We start from the raw sequence: 15765 nt of genomic DNA on the forward strand, positions 1-15765 counted from the left end.
GCCCCGGCCGCCTTTGTTCGGATGCCGTCACCTCGGTGAACCTGGGGCCACCGGCGCTGGCCTAGGATCGTGCGGCGTTCATTTTGTGAGGAGCCGCACCTTGAAAATCAGATCACTTGCTGTGCCCGTGGCCTTGAGCCTGCTGGCCTTGACGCTTCAATCGGGCTGGGCCCAGCAGCCGCTGCCGGCGCAACCCGCCACCGTGTCTGCCCAGGCCGAGGCCCTGAAAGGCCTGCCGCGCGAAGACCGGCGCGATTTCGAGGCCGCCCAGCGTGGCTTCATCGCCAGCCTGCCGGACGCGGCCACCATCCGCAATCCAGACGGCAGTGTGGCCTGGACGTTGAAGGGCTTCGAGTTCCTGCAGCAGGAGCGGGTGCCTGACACGGTGAACCCCAGTTTGTGGCGCCAGGCGCAGCTGAACATGCTGCATGGTCTGTTCAAGGTCACCGACCGCATCTACCAGATCCGGGGCTTCGATCTGGCCAACATGACGATCATCGAGGGCGACAGCGGCCTCATCGTGGTCGACCCCCTGACCACCGACACCGTGGCTGCGGCTGGCCTGGCCCTGTACCGGGAGCACCGCGGCAACAAGCCCGTCAAGGCCGTCATCTACAGCCACAGCCATGTGGACCATTACGGTGGCGTGAAGGGCGTGGCCTCGGCCCAAGACGTGGGCGCGGGGCGGGTGGCCATCTACGCCCCGCAGGGCTTCATGGAAGAGGCTGTGAGCGAGAACGTGCTGGCCGGCAATGCGATGAGCCGGCGTGCCCTGTTCCAGTTCGGCCACGTGCTGCCGCGCGGTGAGCGCCAGCAAGTCGATGCCGGTCTGGGCAAGTACATCTCGCGCGGGCAGGTCACCCTGATCGCGCCCACCAAGCTGATCACCCAACCCATCCAGAACGAGGTGATCGACGGGGTGCAGGTGGAGTTCCAGCTGACCCCGGGCACCGAGGCCCCCGCCGAGATGCACATGTACTACCCGCAGCTGCGGGCCCTGAACATGGCCGAGAACGCCACCCACACCCTGCACAACCTGTACCCCTTGCGGGGCGCCCAGGTGCGCGATGCCAATGAATGGGCCCGCTACCTCAACGAGGCGCGCGAGCGCTACGCCGGCCGGGCCGACGTGATGCTAGCGCAGCACCATTGGCCGACCTGGGGCAGCGAAGAGATCACCCGTGTGCTGGCCAAGCAGCGCGATCTCTACAAGTTCATCAACGACCAGACCCTGCACCTGCTCAACCAGGGCTACACCCCCAATGAAATTGCCCAGGAACTGGTGTTGCCGCCCAGCCTGGCCGGCGAATGGTTTGCCCGCGGCTACTACGGCACGGTCAGCCACAACGCCCGCGCCGTGTATCAGCGCTATCTGGGTTGGTATGACGCCAACCCGGCCCACCTCAACCCCTTGCCGCCCCAGGCGGCTGCGGCCAAGTGGGTGGCCTACATGGGCGGGGCCGAGGCGGTGCTGGCCAAGGCCCGGGCCGATTTCGCCAAAGGCGAGTACCGCTGGGTGGCCGAGGTGGTCAATCAGGTGGTGTTCAGCGACCCGGACAACCGCGAGGCCCGTGAGTTGCAGGCGGCCACCCTGGAGCAGATGGGCTACCAGGCCGAATCGGCGACCTGGCGCAACGCCTACCTGCAAGGGGCCAGCGAGTTGAGAAACGGCGTGCCCAAGGGCGCCACCGTCAGCTCCAGTGCCGACGTGGTGCAGGCCCTGTCGATCGAGAACCTGTTTGACTTCATGGGGGTGCGCCTGGACGGGCAGCGCGCTGCGGGCAAGACCATCGTGCTGAACTGGGTGTTCACCGACACCCAGCAGCGCTATGCCATGACCCTGGACAACGCGGCCCTGACCTACCTGAAGGGCAAGACCGATCCCCAGGCCGATGCCACGCTGACCCTGCCGCGCAGCGTGCTCGATGCCATCAACACCAAGCAATTGAGCCTGCGTGATGCGGTGGGCGCCGGCAAGGTGCAGATCACCGGCAAGGGCGAGAAAGTGGGTGAACTGCTGGGGCTGATCGACGAGTTCCAGCCCGGTTTCCCAGTGGTCACGCCTCGCTAGGTGTCGGGTCGCTGAGGCCGCAAAAAAACAGGCCCCGAATCTCGGGGCCTGTTGGGGTGGGGTGAACGCAGGATGGGGCCAAGGGCCTACTTGCGAACCTCATCGACCAGGGTCTTGAACTCGTCGATGTCTTCAAAGCTGCGGTAGACGCTGGCAAAGCGGATGTAGGCCACCTTGTCCATCTTCTTGAGCTCACGCATCACCAGCTCGCCGATGCGGTGCGAGGCGATTTCGCGCTGCCCCAGGTTGAGCAGCTTTTCTTCAATGCGCTCGATGGCCGTGTCGATCTGCACCGTGCTGACCGGGCGCTTGCGCAAGGCCAGGTTGAACGAGGCCTGCAGCTTGGCGTGCTCATAGTCGATGCGCCGGCCGTCTTTCTTGACCACGGCCGGAAAATTGACCTCCGGCCGCTCGTAGGTCGTGAAGCGCTTCTCGCAGGCACCGCACTGGCGGCGTCTGCGGATGAAGTTGCCGTCCTCGGAGACACGTGTTTCCACCACCTGGGTTTCGGCGTGTCCGCAAAAAGGGCATTTCATCAGCAGCGATCCAACAGAACTTAACGGTAAACCGGGAAGCGGGCGGTCAGGGCGTTCACTTTTGCGCGCACGGCCGCGATGTTGGCTTCGTCGCGCGGGTTGTCCAGCACGTCGGCCACCAGGTTGGCGGTGATGCGGGCTTCTTCGTCCTTGAAGCCGCGGGTGGTCATGGCCGGGGTGCCCACGCGGATACCGCTGGTGACCATCGGCTTTTCCGGGTCGTTCGGGATCGCGTTCTTGTTGATGGTCATGTGGGCGGCGCCCAGCACGGCCTCGGCTTCCTTGCCGGTGATCCCCTTGGCGCGCAGGTCGACCAGCATCACGTGGCTTTGGGTGCCACCGCTGACGATGCGCAGACCGCGTTGGGTCAGGGTCTCGGCCACGACGCGGGCGTTGGTGATCACTTGCTGCTGGTAAGCCTTGAATTCAGGCTGCAGCGCTTCCTTGAAGGCCACGGCCTTGGCCGCGATCACGTGCATCAGCGGGCCGCCTTGCAGGCCGGGGAAGATGGCGCTGTTGATGGCCTTTTCGTGCTCGGCCTTCATCAGGATGATGCCGCCACGCGGTCCGCGCAGGCTCTTGTGGGTGGTGCTGGTCACGACATCGGCGTGCGGCACCGGGTTGGGGTAGACGCCTGCGGCGATCAGGCCGGCGTAGTGGGCCATGTCGACCATGAAGATGGCGCCGACATCCTTGGCCACCTTGGCGAAGCGGGCGAAGTCGATGTGCAGGCTGTAAGCCGAGGCACCGGCCACGATCAGTTTGGGCTTGTGCTCGTGGGCCTTGCGCTCCATGGCGTCGTAGTCGATGGCTTCGTTGGCGTCCAGGCCATACGAGACCACGTTGAACCACTTGCCGGACATGTTCAGCGGCATGCCGTGGGTCAGGTGGCCGCCTTCGGCCAGGCTCATGCCCATGATGGTGTCGCCGGGCTTCAGGAAGGCCAGAAAGACGGCTTCGTTGGCCGAGGCGCCGCAATGGGGCTGCACGTTGGCGGCATCGGCGCCGAAGATCTGCTTGACGCGGTCGATGGCCAGTTGTTCAGCCACGTCTACGTGCTCGCAGCCACCGTAGTAGCGGCGGCCCGGGTAGCCTTCGGCGTATTTGTTGGTGAGTTGGGAGCCCTGGGCCCACATGACGGCGGGCGAGGCGTAGTTTTCGCTGGCGATCAGCTCGATGTGGTGCTCTTGGCGAGCGTTCTCGGCCTGGATGGCAGCAAAGATTTCGGGATCGGTTTGCTCGACGAGGATGTTGCGGTTGTACATGGCAGTCCTTAAAGACGTGGTCCCTGTTGCTCGGAAGAGAAGAACAAGGGCTGCCCAGGCGAACGGCTGATCGCTCGGGCCAAGGCCCTGGAGCGGCACGCTTCCCAGTGGTAACCCCACGTCAGCGGCAAGGCCTCATGAAGCTGAAGCCTGCGCCTATCGCCAGTCGCGTACCGGCCTAGTGTAACTGATGCGGCGCCGGGCCTGCATGCCAGCCTCCACAGGCCGGCTCTGTTGCAGGGCGTGCTCAGGATTGGCTCAGCAGAGCGACCTTCTCGGTGGCCGCCGGAGCGGCCGCCGCACGCGCCGGGGCAGGGGCCACAGGGGCCGGCACCGGGGTCAGGATGGGCACGTTGCGGCCGGCCGCCACCTGTTGCAGGCGGCTGTGCTCGGCCAGCACCTTGGCGGTGTAGCCGCCGTCGTCCTCGACATTGGCCGCGCCCACGTAGAAGCGCAGGCCGCCTTCGATGGAGCCGGCGCGGGCGATGCAGTCCTGCAGCACCTTCACGCCCACCCGCAGGTTGGCCACCGGGTCAAAGGCGGCCAGGTGACCACCAAAACCCTGGTACTTGTCGCTGTGCACCTGGGTCATGACCTGCATCAGGCCCTGGGCACCGACGGCGCTCTGGGCGAACGGGTTGAAGCTCGACTCGATCGCCATGATGGCAAGGATCAGCGTCGGGTCCAGGCTGTTGCGCTTGCCCACTTCCCAGGCTTCGGCCACGAGGGCGCTCACAGGCTCGGGGGCCACGCGGTACTTGCGGCTCAGCCAATAGGCCACGGCCGCCTGCGACTTGGGCAAAGCCCGGGGGTCGGTGGCGGTCGCGCGTTCACGGGCGTCGCGTTCGTTTTGAAGCCCGGTGAGGGCTTCCTGACGGGACTGAAGCCAGCCCATCAATTCTTCTTCGCCAGCCTGACGCAAGTCAGGGCGGGCAGTCAGGGTGATCACAGCAAAGGCGACGGCGAGGCCCAGCAGGGCAAAACCGTTGTGTGTGATCTCAAAAAAACCTTCGGCGATATCGGATGCGAATGTTCGCAAGCCTCGGGCGATTTGACCTAACGCTGTCATAGCTCTTCCTTTCTACGCGTGGGGTGGTTCGCGGCGGCACGGGCTGCGCAAGCAGCGGTGTGTGCCGTGAACCAACCCTCGTTTGGATTGGTACGCCATCAGGTTCACCGGGGCACCCAAGGGGGTTGCAAAGGGGTGAACTGACTTAGCCGGGGTCGGCAGCGGGTTCGGGTTGTCCCCTGTTTTTGGGGACGGGCGGATTCTAGAAGCATTGCAAATAACAAGTCAACAGTATTGAATTGATTTGTTATGTCGAAAACGATATTAAAAATGGGGTATAGGAGCCCATATCTGGACGTCCATACAGTCGTTGCAAAATTCAATCGAAACCCATTTCTCGATTGGAATTCCCATCTTGAATCAGCTCTTCCGAGAACTATCCTGAAGTGGCCTGAGCGTTTCAGGCGACCGTCGGCAAGTGACAGTCCACACCCTGCGTATGACGGGGTGGCGATGACGAAGCGAACCCGGCAAACCCAGAAGGCAATCTCTTGCCTTCCCTGCAAGCTGGGACTGTTCTCTCCCGCTTGCATGTCTGACGGCAAAGGCCCTTTAGCCAGCCGTCAAGCCCGGCAGATCGAGTGTTCGGTCTGTCGGGCTTTCTTATTGGCGGGTTCCAGCGCGTGCGGCACGCTTTCGTGAAATTTCCCTCGATGCGCCGGCGCTGGCCGCAGCACAATGCTGCCCATGAATCTGGCGTCTTTGAGCAAGAACCCGTGGCTTCGACGGGGCGTTTTTTGTGTAGTGGGCATCTTGTTGGTCTGGGCCGTGTCCTGGGCCTTGGTGCCCTCGCTGTTGCGGCATCTGGTCGCGTCGCGCGCCAGCGAGGCGCTGGGGCGGCAGGTGAGTGTGGCCGAGGTGGATTTCCGCCCCTGGAGCCTGGAGCTCACGTTGCGCGATCTGGTGGTCCGCACCCTGGATGGGGATGCCGAGCAACTGGCGGTGGAGCGTCTCTATATAGACATGGAGCTTCAGTCCCTGGTGCGCCTGGCGCCGGTGCTCGATGCCCTGGTGGTCGAACGGCCCCACCTGCTGCTCACCCACACCCAGCCGGGCCACTACGACATCGATGATCTGATCGCGTTGGCCAGCCAGCCCTCGGACCCGGCGGCGGCGCCTTTGCGCTTTGCCCTGCACAACCTGAGTCTGGTGGAGGGGGCGATCGATTTTCGCGATACCGTGGCCGGTCAGGACCACCACCTGACGGCCTTGCAGCTTGGGCTGCCCTTTCTGAGCAACTTTGATTCAGGCCGTGCGGTGCTGGTACAACCCCGCCTGGCGTTTCAACTGGACGGTGCCGCTTTTGACTGGTCCGCCCAGGCCACGCCGTTTGCCGACAGCCGCCACGCGGAGGTGCAGGCGCACATGGCGCGGCTCGACCTCGCGCCCTTCCTGCCTTATTGGCCCAAGGCCTTGCCGGTGCGCCTGGCGGCGGGCCAGCTCGAGGCGGATCTGAAGCTGGTGTTCGAGCAGGCGCCCCAGCCCAAGCTGGTGCTGTCGGGCACCCTGGGGGCCCAGGATGTGCGCGTGAACGACGCGCTGGGCAGCCCTTTGCTCGCCTTCCCGTCGCTGGTGGTGGATCTGGCCGAGCTGCAGCCCCTGCAGCGTTCGGTGCATGTGCGCTCGGTGCAGTGGGATGGCCCGTCTCTGGACCTGCGTCGTGACGTCAACGGTCAGTTCGCGTGGTTGACGGCCTCGGCCCCCCCGGCACCAGCGGCCCCAGCGGCCCCAGCGGCAGGCCAAGCCGAAGCCGCACCTGCGAAGGCCACCTCGGCCGAGGTCGGCTGGAACGTTCAGGTGGACCGCATCGCGCTGCAGCATGCCCGTGTGGGGTGGCGAGACGAGGGCACCCAGCCCGCGGCGGTGCTCTCGGCCTCTGATGTGGCGCTGCAGGTCGAAGCCCTGCATTGGCCCCTGCGGGCGCCGGCCCGCTTCCAAGGCAGTCTGGTGTTGGGCGGCGCCGCTTCTGGCGCGGTGTCCGGGCGCTTGCATTTCGCAGGTCAGGGCACCGACCGGGCTGCTGCCGTGGCCTTGCGGGCCGAGGGCTTGCCGCTGGCGGCGGCTGCGCCCTACCTGGCGCGTTACCTGAACCCGATCCTGCAAGGGCGGCTCAGCCTGGTGGGCGGCCTGGGCTGGCGTGCCCCGGATCTGGCGTTCCAGTTGAGCAGCCTCACGGTGGATGCCTTGCGTCTGAAGCAGGGCGAGCAAGACCTGGCTGCCTGGGACCAGCTGAGTCTGAGCGACACCCGTGTCGATCTGGCTCAGCGCACGGCCAGTGTGGGGGTGCTGAGCCTCAGCGGGCCCCGGACCACGGTGTCCCGAGATGCGCAGGGGCATTGGATGTTCGAGCCTTGGCTCAAGACCCAGGAGGCAGCTGCCGCGTCGCCGGTGCGGGGCCCGGGTGCTGAGGCTGAGCGTGCAGCGCCGGCCTCCGCCCAGCCACCCGGCTGGCAATGGCGTCTGGGGCAATTGGCCTTGCGCGATGGCAGCCTGGGCTGGCGCGATGCCACGGCCGTGGTGGCCCGAAAGCCAGGCGGGGTGGCGCTGGACGCCGCGGCCTTGCAGTTGCAGGCCGGCCCTTTGAGCGGCGGCCCGAATGGGCTGGGTGTGGAGCCGGTCGAGCTGCAGGTGAGCGCCCGTCTGGGGGCGCCTGGGCGTGATGGCGCGGCCGCCGCCGAGCCGGGGCGCCTGGATTACAAGGGCCGGGTCAAATTGGTGCCTTTCTCCACCCAGGGGCGACTGGAGTTCAACCGGCTGCCTTTGCACGCGGTGGAGCCCTATTTTGGCGATGTGTTGAACCTGGAGCTGCCGCGGGCGGACGCGAGTTTCCGGGGCAACCTGGACGTGGCCGTGGCCGTGGCCGTGGCCGCTGCCGGGGCCACCGTGCGGGTCAAGGGTGATGGTGCGCTGGAGGATGTGCGGGCCAACAGCGTGCTGGCCCAGGTTGGCACCGACGCGGGCCCGCCCACCAGTGACGAGTTGTTGAGCTGGAAGGCCCTGAGCCTGCGGGGCATTGACCTGGCCCTGCAGCCCGGCACACCGCTCACGCTGGGGATCAGCGAAACCGCGCTGAGTGATTTCTATGCCCGCGTGGTGATCAACGACCAGGGGCGCATCAATTTGCAGAATCTGGTGCGCAGCAGCGCGCCGGCGCCCACGCCGGTCAAGGGTGCCGCGGCGGCGAAGGTGCCGCCAACGCCACCAATGCCACCAGCACCGGCTGCACCGGTTTCTGCCGCAGCCAGCAAGCCCGTGATCCGCATGGGCCCGATCACCATGCTCAATGGGCGGGTGTTGTTCTCGGATCGTTTTGTCCGGCCCAACTATTCGGCCAGCCTCAGCGAGTTGACCGGGCGTCTGGGGGCCTTCTCGTCGGTGCTGGAGGCTGGCAGTGCCGGCCTGGCCGATCTCGAGCTGCGGGGCCGCGCCGAGGGCACGGCCTCCCTGGAGGTGTCGGGCAAGCTCAATCCGCTGGCCACACCGCTGGCGCTGGACATCCAGGGCAAGGTGCACGAGCTGGATCTGCCGCCGCTCTCGCCCTACACCATCAAATACGCGGGCCATGGCATCGAGCGCGGCAAACTCAGCGTCAACGTGGCCTACAAGATCGACCCCGATGGGCGCCTCAGCGCGAGCAACAACATCATCCTGAACCAGCTCAGCTTTGGCGAGCAGGTTGAAGGGGCGCCCGCCTCGCTGCCGGTGAAGCTGGCCGTGGCCTTGCTGGCCGACCGCGATGGGGTGATCGACATCAACCTGCCCATCAGTGGCTCGCTCAACGACCCGGATTTCCGCCTGGCGCCCATCGTGGGGCGGCTGCTGTTGAATCTGGTGGCCAAGGCCATCACGTCGCCTTTCAGCCTGCTGGCCAATGCATTCGGCGGTGGTCAATCCGAGAGCAATGAAATCGCCTTCGCGCCGGGGGGCGCCGATCTGATGCCCGATGCCCGGCAGCGCCTGGACAAGGTCGCTCAGGCCTTGCAGGACCGGCCGGCACTCAAGCTCACCGTGGTGGGGCAGGTCAATGTGCAGGTGGAGCGCGAGGGCTATCGCCGTCAGCAACTGGCGCAGATGATGCTGGCCGAGAAGCGTCGGCAGGCCGTGCTGGCGGGGCACAAGGGCACCGAGGTGGAGGCTGTGACCGAGGCGGAGCAGCCCGCTTTGCTCAAAGCCGTGTACCAGCGCGCCGACCTGCCCAAGCCTCGCAATCTGCTGGGCCTGGCCAAGGATCTGCCGGGGCCCGAGATGGAGGCGCTGTTGCTGGCCAGCGTGCCGGTGTCGGACGAGCTTTTGCAGCCCCTGGCGATGCAGCGGGGTGTGGTGGTTCGTGACTATTTGCTGGGCCGCGCGGTGCCGGTGAACCGCCTGTTTCTGGGGGCGCCCAAGACCTTGCGCAACGAAGCCGCATGGACCCCCTCGGCCGAACTGTTGCTGGACACGCGTTGAAGGGGGGCGGTCGAGCGGCTGCAAGCCCTGGTGGGAGGCCGCTGCAGGCCTGCTTTGGCGCCCCTCAGCAACACTGTTGACATCTTTCACTCGGCCGGTTTGGAGGGGCTTGTCCAATTCCGGCGAAAATAGCGCTTTGATTCCGTGGCGCAAATGTCTGCGTCACGGCGTCGTGCCCGCCTGATCCGGCGGCGCGCCGTGTTTACCGACCTACAAAATGTTCAGTTTTTCTTCCCGCAACAAAATGTCCGAAGCTCCTGAAGTGAACCCGGCTCCGGCCAAAGCCCAAGAAGTCCACCCGCTGGACGCGCTCACGGGCGGTGCCTTTTCTGCCCCCACCTCGGGTGAGCGCTCCTCGCGCATCCGCGAGTGGCTGGCGGGCAATCCGGCCGAAAGCCAATTGCAGGAGGTGTTCAAGGAACTCAGCGTGCGCGACAAGGGTGCAGCCCGCCCCGTGCGTGAGCGCCTGGACGAGCTCAAGCGCGCCAAGGGCCAGGAAGTGATTGCCGCCGAGTGGGCCGAGAAGGCCCAGGCGCTGCTGTCGGCGTCCCGGCTGAACATTGCCGACGCCATGGCCTGGCAGCGCGATGCCGCCAAGGCAGGCGCTCCGCTGAGCCGCGAGCCGCTGTCGGTGCTCAAGGTGCAATTGGCCGATCGCGTCAAGGTGATCGAAGACCTGCAGCACCGCGTTCAGGTGCAGCGTGAGGCCGCCGTGCTGCTGGCCCAACGCATCGAAGTGCTCTCCACCAAGCCCTGGCGCGATGCCCATGCCGTGCTCGAAGGCTTGCGCGGCGACGTGCAGGCCTGGCAGGACCAGGCTCAAGGCCTCACCGGCGACGGTGCCTGGGCCAGCGTCGATGCTCGCTTCCCGCCCATGCTGGACGCGTCCCGTGCCCAGTTGCTGGTGGTCTGGGAGGCTTTCCAGGTGGCCATTGCCCAAGCCTTGGCCGCCTCTGAAGATGCTGCGGCGCCGCTGCCCACCGTGCCTGTCTGGGCCGATGAGCTGCGCGTGGCCCGTGGCCTGCCCACCGAAGCCTCTGAAGCCGCTGCCGCCAGCGCTGCGGCCGCCAAGCCGGCCCGCGTTGCGCGCCCGGCCGTGCCCCCCGAGTTGCGCAACAAGGCCTCGAACATCGTCCGTCAGGCCCTGGAACGCCTCGAAAAAGAAACCGCCGAAGGTCATGGCAAGGGCAGCGCCGGTGCGGCGTCCGCCCTGCGTGCCGTGCTCAAGGACCACGGCAAGTTGATCGATGCCGCCCTGGAGCACCAAGTGCACACCGCCCTGGTGGCGGCCGGTGAACTCGAAGGCTGGCAGCGCTGGAGTGCCGATCAGGTGCGCGAGGCCCTGGTGGGCCGCGCTGAAGCCCTGCTGAACCGCCCTGAAGGCCAGGCCCTGGGCGGGCGCAAGATGCAGGAAACCCTGCGCGCCCTGCGTGACCAGTGGAAGCAGACCGACCAAGGCGGCGCACCGAACCACGCGCTCTGGAAGCGTTTTGACGAGGCCTGCAACGAAGCCCACAAGGTGGTCGAAGTCTGGCTCGAGAAGATCAAGACCGATGCCGCTGAGCACAAGGCCCAGCGCCTGGCGCTGATCGAAGAGCTCAAGGCCTGGGCCGCAGCCCATGCCGCCAGCACCGACTGGAAGGCCATCAACCGCGCCTTGTACCAATTCAGCGACCGCTGGCGCGATGCCGGGCACCTGGGTGAAAAGGCCTTTGCCGAGATCCAGCCGCTCTGGAAGGAAGCCATTGCCGCCGCTGCTGCACCGCTGGAAGCGGCCCAGAAGGCCAGCCTGGCCGTGCGCCACGCCATGATCGATGAGGCCAAGGCCCTGGGGGCGGCAGCCTCGCTGCGGGTCGACGCCGTCAAGGCCCTGCAGCAGCGCTGGCAGGCTGAGGCCCAAGCCGTGCCGCTGGACCGCAAACATGAACAAAAGCTGTGGGACACCTTCCGCAAGCCGATTGACGAAGCCTTCAACCGTAAGAGCGCCGAGCGTGAAAAAGCCTCGGCCGCCCTGAGCGAACGCGACAAGGTGGTGCTGGACGCTGCCAAGGCCCTCGAAGCGGCCAATGCCAGCGGCGATGCCCAGAAGATCCGTGCCGCCATGGCGGCGCTGGACGCGGCCCTGCGAGGCCAGGCCCAGGCTCAGCAGGCCGTGGCGGCCGCTGTGGCCGCCGAAGGCGCCGAGGCGGCACCGGCTGCTGAGGCTCCTGTGGTGGCGGCAGCTGAGGGTGATGCGGCTGAGGGCACTGCCGAGCAGGCTCCGGCCGAAGAGGCTCCGAAGCCCGCCCCGGCACCGCGCAAGGTGGTGGCTGTGCGTGGCGATGACCGCCCCGGCATGAAGAAGGCCGAGCCCGCGCCGGCGGGCCGTCCGGGCCGTCCGGGTGAACGTCGTGATGGTGGCCGTGACGGTGCGCGCGGCCCGCGCGATGACGCACGCGGCGGCCCCCGTTTTGATCGTGGCGACCGCGGCGATCGCGGCGCGCCCCGCGAAGACCGCGGCCCGCGTCTGGGCGACACCGCCTTCCGCGCCCAGCGCGAGGCTCTGGAGCATGCCCAGTTGGCCCTGCGCAAGCTGGCAGCCCAGGCCCATGGCGAGGCGCTGACCCAGTTGTTGGGCGCCTGGGAGCAACGCGATCCGGCGCAACTGCCGGGCACCCAGGAGCTGGGTGGCCGTGTCAGCCCTGCTGTGCGCGGTGCCTGGAGCCAGGCCATCGGCGCTGCGCCCAAGGGCGACGCTGCCACCGCCTTGCTGCGCCTGGAGATGGCGGCCGAAGTGCCGACACCGGCCGAGCACATCAACGCTCGCCGCACGCTGCAGTTGCAGTTGCTGACCCGCCGCAACGACCCCTCGCCGCAACAGACCTGGGGCCAGGATGCGGCCACGGTGCTGGCTTCGGCCAGCGACCCGGCCACGGCGCGTCGCCTACAGAACGCCCTCAAGGCCTTGCTGCGCTGAACGCATGAGGGGCGGGCGGCTCGTGTCTGACACGTCTTCGAAAGCAGGTGTGCAGGAGCGTGCGCCGCTGCCCGGGCTCAACATCCGGGTGTTCCACCCGGCCGATGAGCCGGCGGCGGTGGCCTTGTGGGGTGCTTGTGGCCTGCTCAGGCCCTGGAACGACCCGCACAAGGACATCGCCCGCAAGCTGGCCGAGCAACCCGAGCTGTTTCTGGTGGCGGTGCTGCCTGGCGCCCAGCCGGGCGAGGCCGAGCGACTGATCGGTACCGTGATGGCGGGCTATGACGGCCACCGGGGCTGGGTGTACTACCTGGCGGTCGACCCGGCCTGGCAGCGTCACAGCCTGGGCCGCCTGCTGATGCAGCGGGTCGAGGCCGAGTTGCTGGCGCTCGGTTGTCCCAAGATCAACCTGATGGTGCGCGCCGAGAACACGGCGGTGCTCGATTTCTATGCCCGTCTGGGTTTCAGTGCTGACGCCTCGGTCAGCCTGGGCAAGCGCCTGATTCCTGACACCTGACTTGGAGCGTTGGAGCGTTCGATACCGGCGCGGGCTCAGGCGCCCGCTGGTAGCAGCGCAGCCAGGCCGCCTTCGGGCTCGAAACGCTTGTTGCGGTAGGTGAGCCGTGTCGGCCCCTGCCAGATCGGCTCAGACCGGCTGCGCCGTGGGTCACCCGGGTAGCAGATCACCCGTTGGCCGTCCTGGTCGAAGGGTTCGGGCTCGATCAGGGCCGGTGCGCGTTGCCGGGCGCTGGTCAGTGCCTCATCGGCCTGCTCGAAGCGTGCCAATTGGCTCAGGGTCATGATCTGCGGTGGCGCCAGGTCCATGTCGTGGTTCCAGTAGCGCTGCAGGGCCTCGGCAGGGCGGATCCACAGGGTCTCGGTGGCTTCGTGGTTGTCATGGGCCGCAATCTGGCCAACAGGGGCCTTGGCCACGAAGAACCGGGTGTCAAAGCGCTTGTTGGTCACCGAGGGCACCTTGGGCGTGATCCAGCGCGACCAGGGGTGCAGGGCCCGCGTGGGCAGGGGCAAGCCCAGAGCTTCGAAGGTGTCGAGCAGCGGCTGGGCCGCATGAAGGCGGTCCAGCGCCTGTTGCAGGGCCTCACCCTGGGCGGGGCTCCCCAGCAGCAGATCGCATTCTTCGAAGGTTTCCCGCAGGGCCGCCACATAAAGACCCAGGGCGGTGGCCGGGGCCAGGTCGGGTTCGTTGAGGGTGCTGGGCAGTTGTTCGATCGGCTGGTCGCAGGCCAAGGCCAGTGCTTGTTCGTCGGCAGCGTCCAGCTTGCCACCCGGAAAGACGTGGGCATTGCCCAGCACGGCGGAACGGCTGTGGCGGCGCAACAGCAGCACCTCGAGGCCGGCCGGGCCATCGCGCAGCACGATCACGGAGGAGGAGGGGCTGGGGGCGCCCAGCACGGTTTCTGAGTTGATTTCGATGACCATGACCGGCATTGTCGCGGTCACGGACGGCTGTGTGTGCCACCCAGGTGTCCGGGTTTTCCGCGATGACCCATGAAAAAAGCCACCCGAGGGTGGCTTTCAAACAGTGGCCGGGGCCGCTTACACGCGCTTGCGGTATTCGCCGGTGCGGGTGTCGATTTCGATGCGATCGCCTTGCGAGACGAACAACGGCACCGGGATTTCGAAGCCGGTGGCGATCTTGGCAGGCTTCAGGACCTTGCCAGAGGTGTCGCCCTTGACGGCGGGTTCGGTCCAGGTGATTTCGCGTTCGATGCTGGTGGGCAGTTCGACCGAGATGGCCTTGCCTTCGTAGAACACCACTTCAACAGCCATGCCGTCTTCGAGGTAGTTCAGGGCGTCGCCCATGTTTTCGGCTTCGACTTCGTACTGGTTGTATTCGCTGTCCATGCAGACATACATGGGGTCGGCGAAATACGAGTAGGTGCAATCCTTCTTGTCCAGAATGACCTGGTCCATCTTGTCGTCGGCCTTGAACACGACTTCGGTGCCGAAGTTGGCGATCAGGCTCTTGAGCTTCATGCGCACGGTGGCCGAGTTGCGGCCGCCACGGCTGTATTCAGTCTTCAGCACGACCATCGGGTCCTTGCCGTGCATGATCACGTTGCCGGCGCGGATTTCTTGAGCAATTTTCATAAAAATGTAGGGCCCTGCGGGCCTGTTGGGCTTGAATCGGGGTTTCCTGGCGCGCTGCCGTCATTCTTCGCTGTTTTCCACTGTTTCCAGTAGATACAGCAGAGACGATGCGGCGCTGTCCGGGGAACTGCGCACCAGCAGGCTTTGAGCTGAAACGCCCGTGCTGCGCAAAACCCAGGATTTTATCGTTTTTCTGTGCAAAAACGAAGAAGCTGTGTGACCAGATCGCTTTGGGCCAGCAGTTTGGCGCGTGCTGCCTGCACGCAGGCTTGCCATTCGGGCAGGTCGATCGGCGGCAGCGGTGCGGCGCTCAGCCCGTTCCAGACCTCGTGGAACTGCCTCAGCGAGGGCGGCGCGTCGAGCCAGTCGAGAAAGGCGCCGAGCTTGTCTCGGTGGGCCTCATCGTCTTGCGGGTAGATGTGCCACACCAGGGCCCGCCCGGCCCACAGCGCGCGCACCACCGAGTCTTCACCGCGCACGAAATTCAGGTCGCAGGCGCGCAAAGTGCGGTCGAACTCGGCTTGGGGCACCGCTTCGGGCCAGGCCAGGCGCAGCCAATCGGTGCCTTCAGCGAAAGCGGGAGGCTCGGCTTGCACGGCCCTCACGGCCGCTGCAGGGCGGCCAGGCATGACCAGCAGGTGCACGGGCTGTCCGGCCTGGCCTTCGGTCTGCCAGCGCGCCAGCAGGGCGGGCAGGGCAGGGGGCTCGTAGCAGAACAGTGAGACCAGGCAATGCTGTGCCTGAGCGCCCAGGCGCTGGCGTTGGTCCAGCCGCCATTCGGGTGTGGGCTCGTCAGCCACGCCGGGCTCGCGCATCAGCCCCCCGGTGGCGGGCGTGAAGCCGGGGTAGAAGAACCATTTGGTCCAGCCGGCCGCTGGGCCGTTCATCACCGGCGAGGGCAGGGCGTGGCAGCGTTCCACCCAGGCCTCGGCCGACAGGTACTCGAGGTTGATCCACACCCGAGGCTGCTCAGGTCGCAGGGCCCGGTGCCGGGCCAGCAGGCCTGCATCGATCTCGCAGCCAAAGGCCTCGACCAGCACATCGGCCGGCGCCAGCGAGGCGAGCCTGTCGGCGGGCAAGGGGCTGAGCCAGGGCAGAACGGTGACCCCGGCCTGCCCTTGTGGTGCCATCCAGGCCAGGGCGCTGGCGTCGTCGACCCACAGCCGCACCTGTTCGCCGCGGCGTGCCAGTTCGGCCGACAGGCGCCAGCAGACGCCCAGGTCGCCATGGTTGTCGATGACGGTGCAGAAAATGTCCCAAAGCATGCTGGAGAGCGCAGGTCAGGCTGCGCGCGGGGTTGAAGGATGGGG

At 66.5% G+C, this 15765-nt stretch carries 10 protein-coding genes and 1 riboswitch; of the genes, 4 read left to right on the top strand and 6 right to left on the bottom strand.

Translation table 11 applies throughout. The annotated features are described in order from the left end of the window. The first annotated feature begins 100 nt into the window (after positions 1-100). On the top strand, positions 101-2071 hold the full coding sequence (locus F624_RS0112030) for an alkyl/aryl-sulfatase (protein WP_157443435.1): 1971 nt from the start codon (positions 101-103) through the stop codon (positions 2069-2071). A gap of 86 nt (positions 2072-2157) precedes the next feature. Here F624_RS0112030 and nrdR read toward each other — a convergent pair whose 3' ends face one another. The 3 genes from nrdR to F624_RS0112045 all read right to left on the bottom strand — a co-directional run bounded on the left by nrdR (position 2158) and on the right by F624_RS0112045 (position 4941). Then, positions 2158-2607 (bottom strand): transcriptional regulator NrdR, encoded by a 450-nt coding sequence (gene nrdR, locus F624_RS0112035; RefSeq protein WP_019574559.1) that lies wholly within the window; start codon positions 2605-2607, stop codon positions 2158-2160. A 20-nt stretch (positions 2608-2627) separates the two neighbouring features. Continuing rightward, a complete protein-coding gene (gene glyA, locus F624_RS0112040) occupies positions 2628-3872 on the bottom strand; it encodes a serine hydroxymethyltransferase (RefSeq protein WP_019574560.1) in 1245 nt (414 codons plus the stop codon). A 45-nt stretch (positions 3873-3917) separates the two neighbouring features. Continuing rightward, a riboswitch (ZMP/ZTP riboswitch) is annotated at positions 3918-4052 on the bottom strand. Positions 4053-4119: 67 nt separating this feature from the next. Further along, complete coding sequence (locus tag F624_RS0112045; protein WP_031254807.1) at positions 4120-4941, bottom strand: lytic transglycosylase domain-containing protein; 822 nt, start codon at positions 4939-4941, stop codon at positions 4120-4122. 687 nt (positions 4942-5628) lie between these two features. Here F624_RS0112045 and F624_RS0112050 point away from each other — a divergent pair. The 3 genes from F624_RS0112050 to F624_RS0112060 all read left to right on the top strand — a co-directional run bounded on the left by F624_RS0112050 (position 5629) and on the right by F624_RS0112060 (position 12860). Continuing rightward, entirely contained in the window at positions 5629-9387 is a 3759-nt protein-coding gene (locus F624_RS0112050; protein ID WP_031254808.1) for a DUF748 domain-containing protein, read from the top strand. A 244-nt stretch (positions 9388-9631) separates the two neighbouring features. Beyond that, a complete protein-coding gene (locus F624_RS0112055) occupies positions 9632-12343 on the top strand; it encodes a DUF349 domain-containing protein (protein ID WP_019574563.1) in 2712 nt (903 codons plus the stop codon). 22 nt (positions 12344-12365) lie between these two features. Further along, a complete protein-coding gene (locus tag F624_RS0112060; RefSeq protein ID WP_245573615.1) occupies positions 12366-12860 on the top strand; it encodes a GNAT family acetyltransferase in 495 nt (164 codons plus the stop codon). A 35-nt stretch (positions 12861-12895) separates the two neighbouring features. Here F624_RS0112060 and F624_RS0112065 read toward each other — a convergent pair whose 3' ends face one another. The 3 genes from F624_RS0112065 to earP all read right to left on the bottom strand — a co-directional run bounded on the left by F624_RS0112065 (position 12896) and on the right by earP (position 15720). After that, entirely contained in the window at positions 12896-13804 is a 909-nt protein-coding gene (locus tag F624_RS0112065) for an NUDIX hydrolase (RefSeq protein ID WP_245573616.1), read from the bottom strand. 96 nt (positions 13805-13900) lie between these two features. After that, complete coding sequence (gene efp, locus F624_RS0112070; RefSeq protein WP_019574566.1) at positions 13901-14455, bottom strand: elongation factor P; 555 nt, start codon at positions 14453-14455, stop codon at positions 13901-13903. A gap of 182 nt (positions 14456-14637) precedes the next feature. Further along, the gene (gene earP, locus F624_RS0112075) at positions 14638-15720 is read right to left on the bottom strand and encodes an elongation factor P maturation arginine rhamnosyltransferase EarP (RefSeq protein WP_019574567.1); all 1083 of its coding nucleotides are present in this window, start codon (positions 15718-15720) and stop codon (positions 14638-14640) included. Between the last annotated feature and the right edge of the window lie 45 nt (positions 15721-15765).

The sequence above is a fragment of the Curvibacter lanceolatus ATCC 14669 genome (genome assembly GCF_000381265.1).
In the GTDB taxonomy this organism is placed as follows: Bacteria; Pseudomonadota; Gammaproteobacteria; order Burkholderiales; family Burkholderiaceae_C; genus Curvibacter; species Curvibacter lanceolatus.

Excerpts from the sequence above, each read along its gene's own strand:
- nrdR (WP_019574559.1), bottom strand. The coding sequence starts at position 2,607 with ATGAAATGCCCTTTTTGCGGACACGCCGAAACCCAGGTGGTGGAAACA.
- glyA (WP_019574560.1), bottom strand. The coding sequence starts at position 3,872 with ATGTACAACCGCAACATCCTCGTCGAGCAAACCGATCCCGAAATCTTT.
- F624_RS0112045 (WP_031254807.1), bottom strand. The coding sequence starts at position 4,941 with ATGACAGCGTTAGGTCAAATCGCCCGAGGCTTGCGAACATTCGCATCC.
- F624_RS0112050 (WP_031254808.1), top strand. The coding sequence starts at position 5,629 with ATGAATCTGGCGTCTTTGAGCAAGAACCCGTGGCTTCGACGGGGCGTT.
- F624_RS0112055 (WP_019574563.1), top strand. The coding sequence starts at position 9,632 with ATGTCCGAAGCTCCTGAAGTGAACCCGGCTCCGGCCAAAGCCCAAGAA.
- efp (WP_019574566.1), bottom strand. The coding sequence starts at position 14,455 with ATGAAAATTGCTCAAGAAATCCGCGCCGGCAACGTGATCATGCACGGC.
- earP (WP_019574567.1), bottom strand. The coding sequence starts at position 15,720 with ATGCTTTGGGACATTTTCTGCACCGTCATCGACAACCATGGCGACCTG.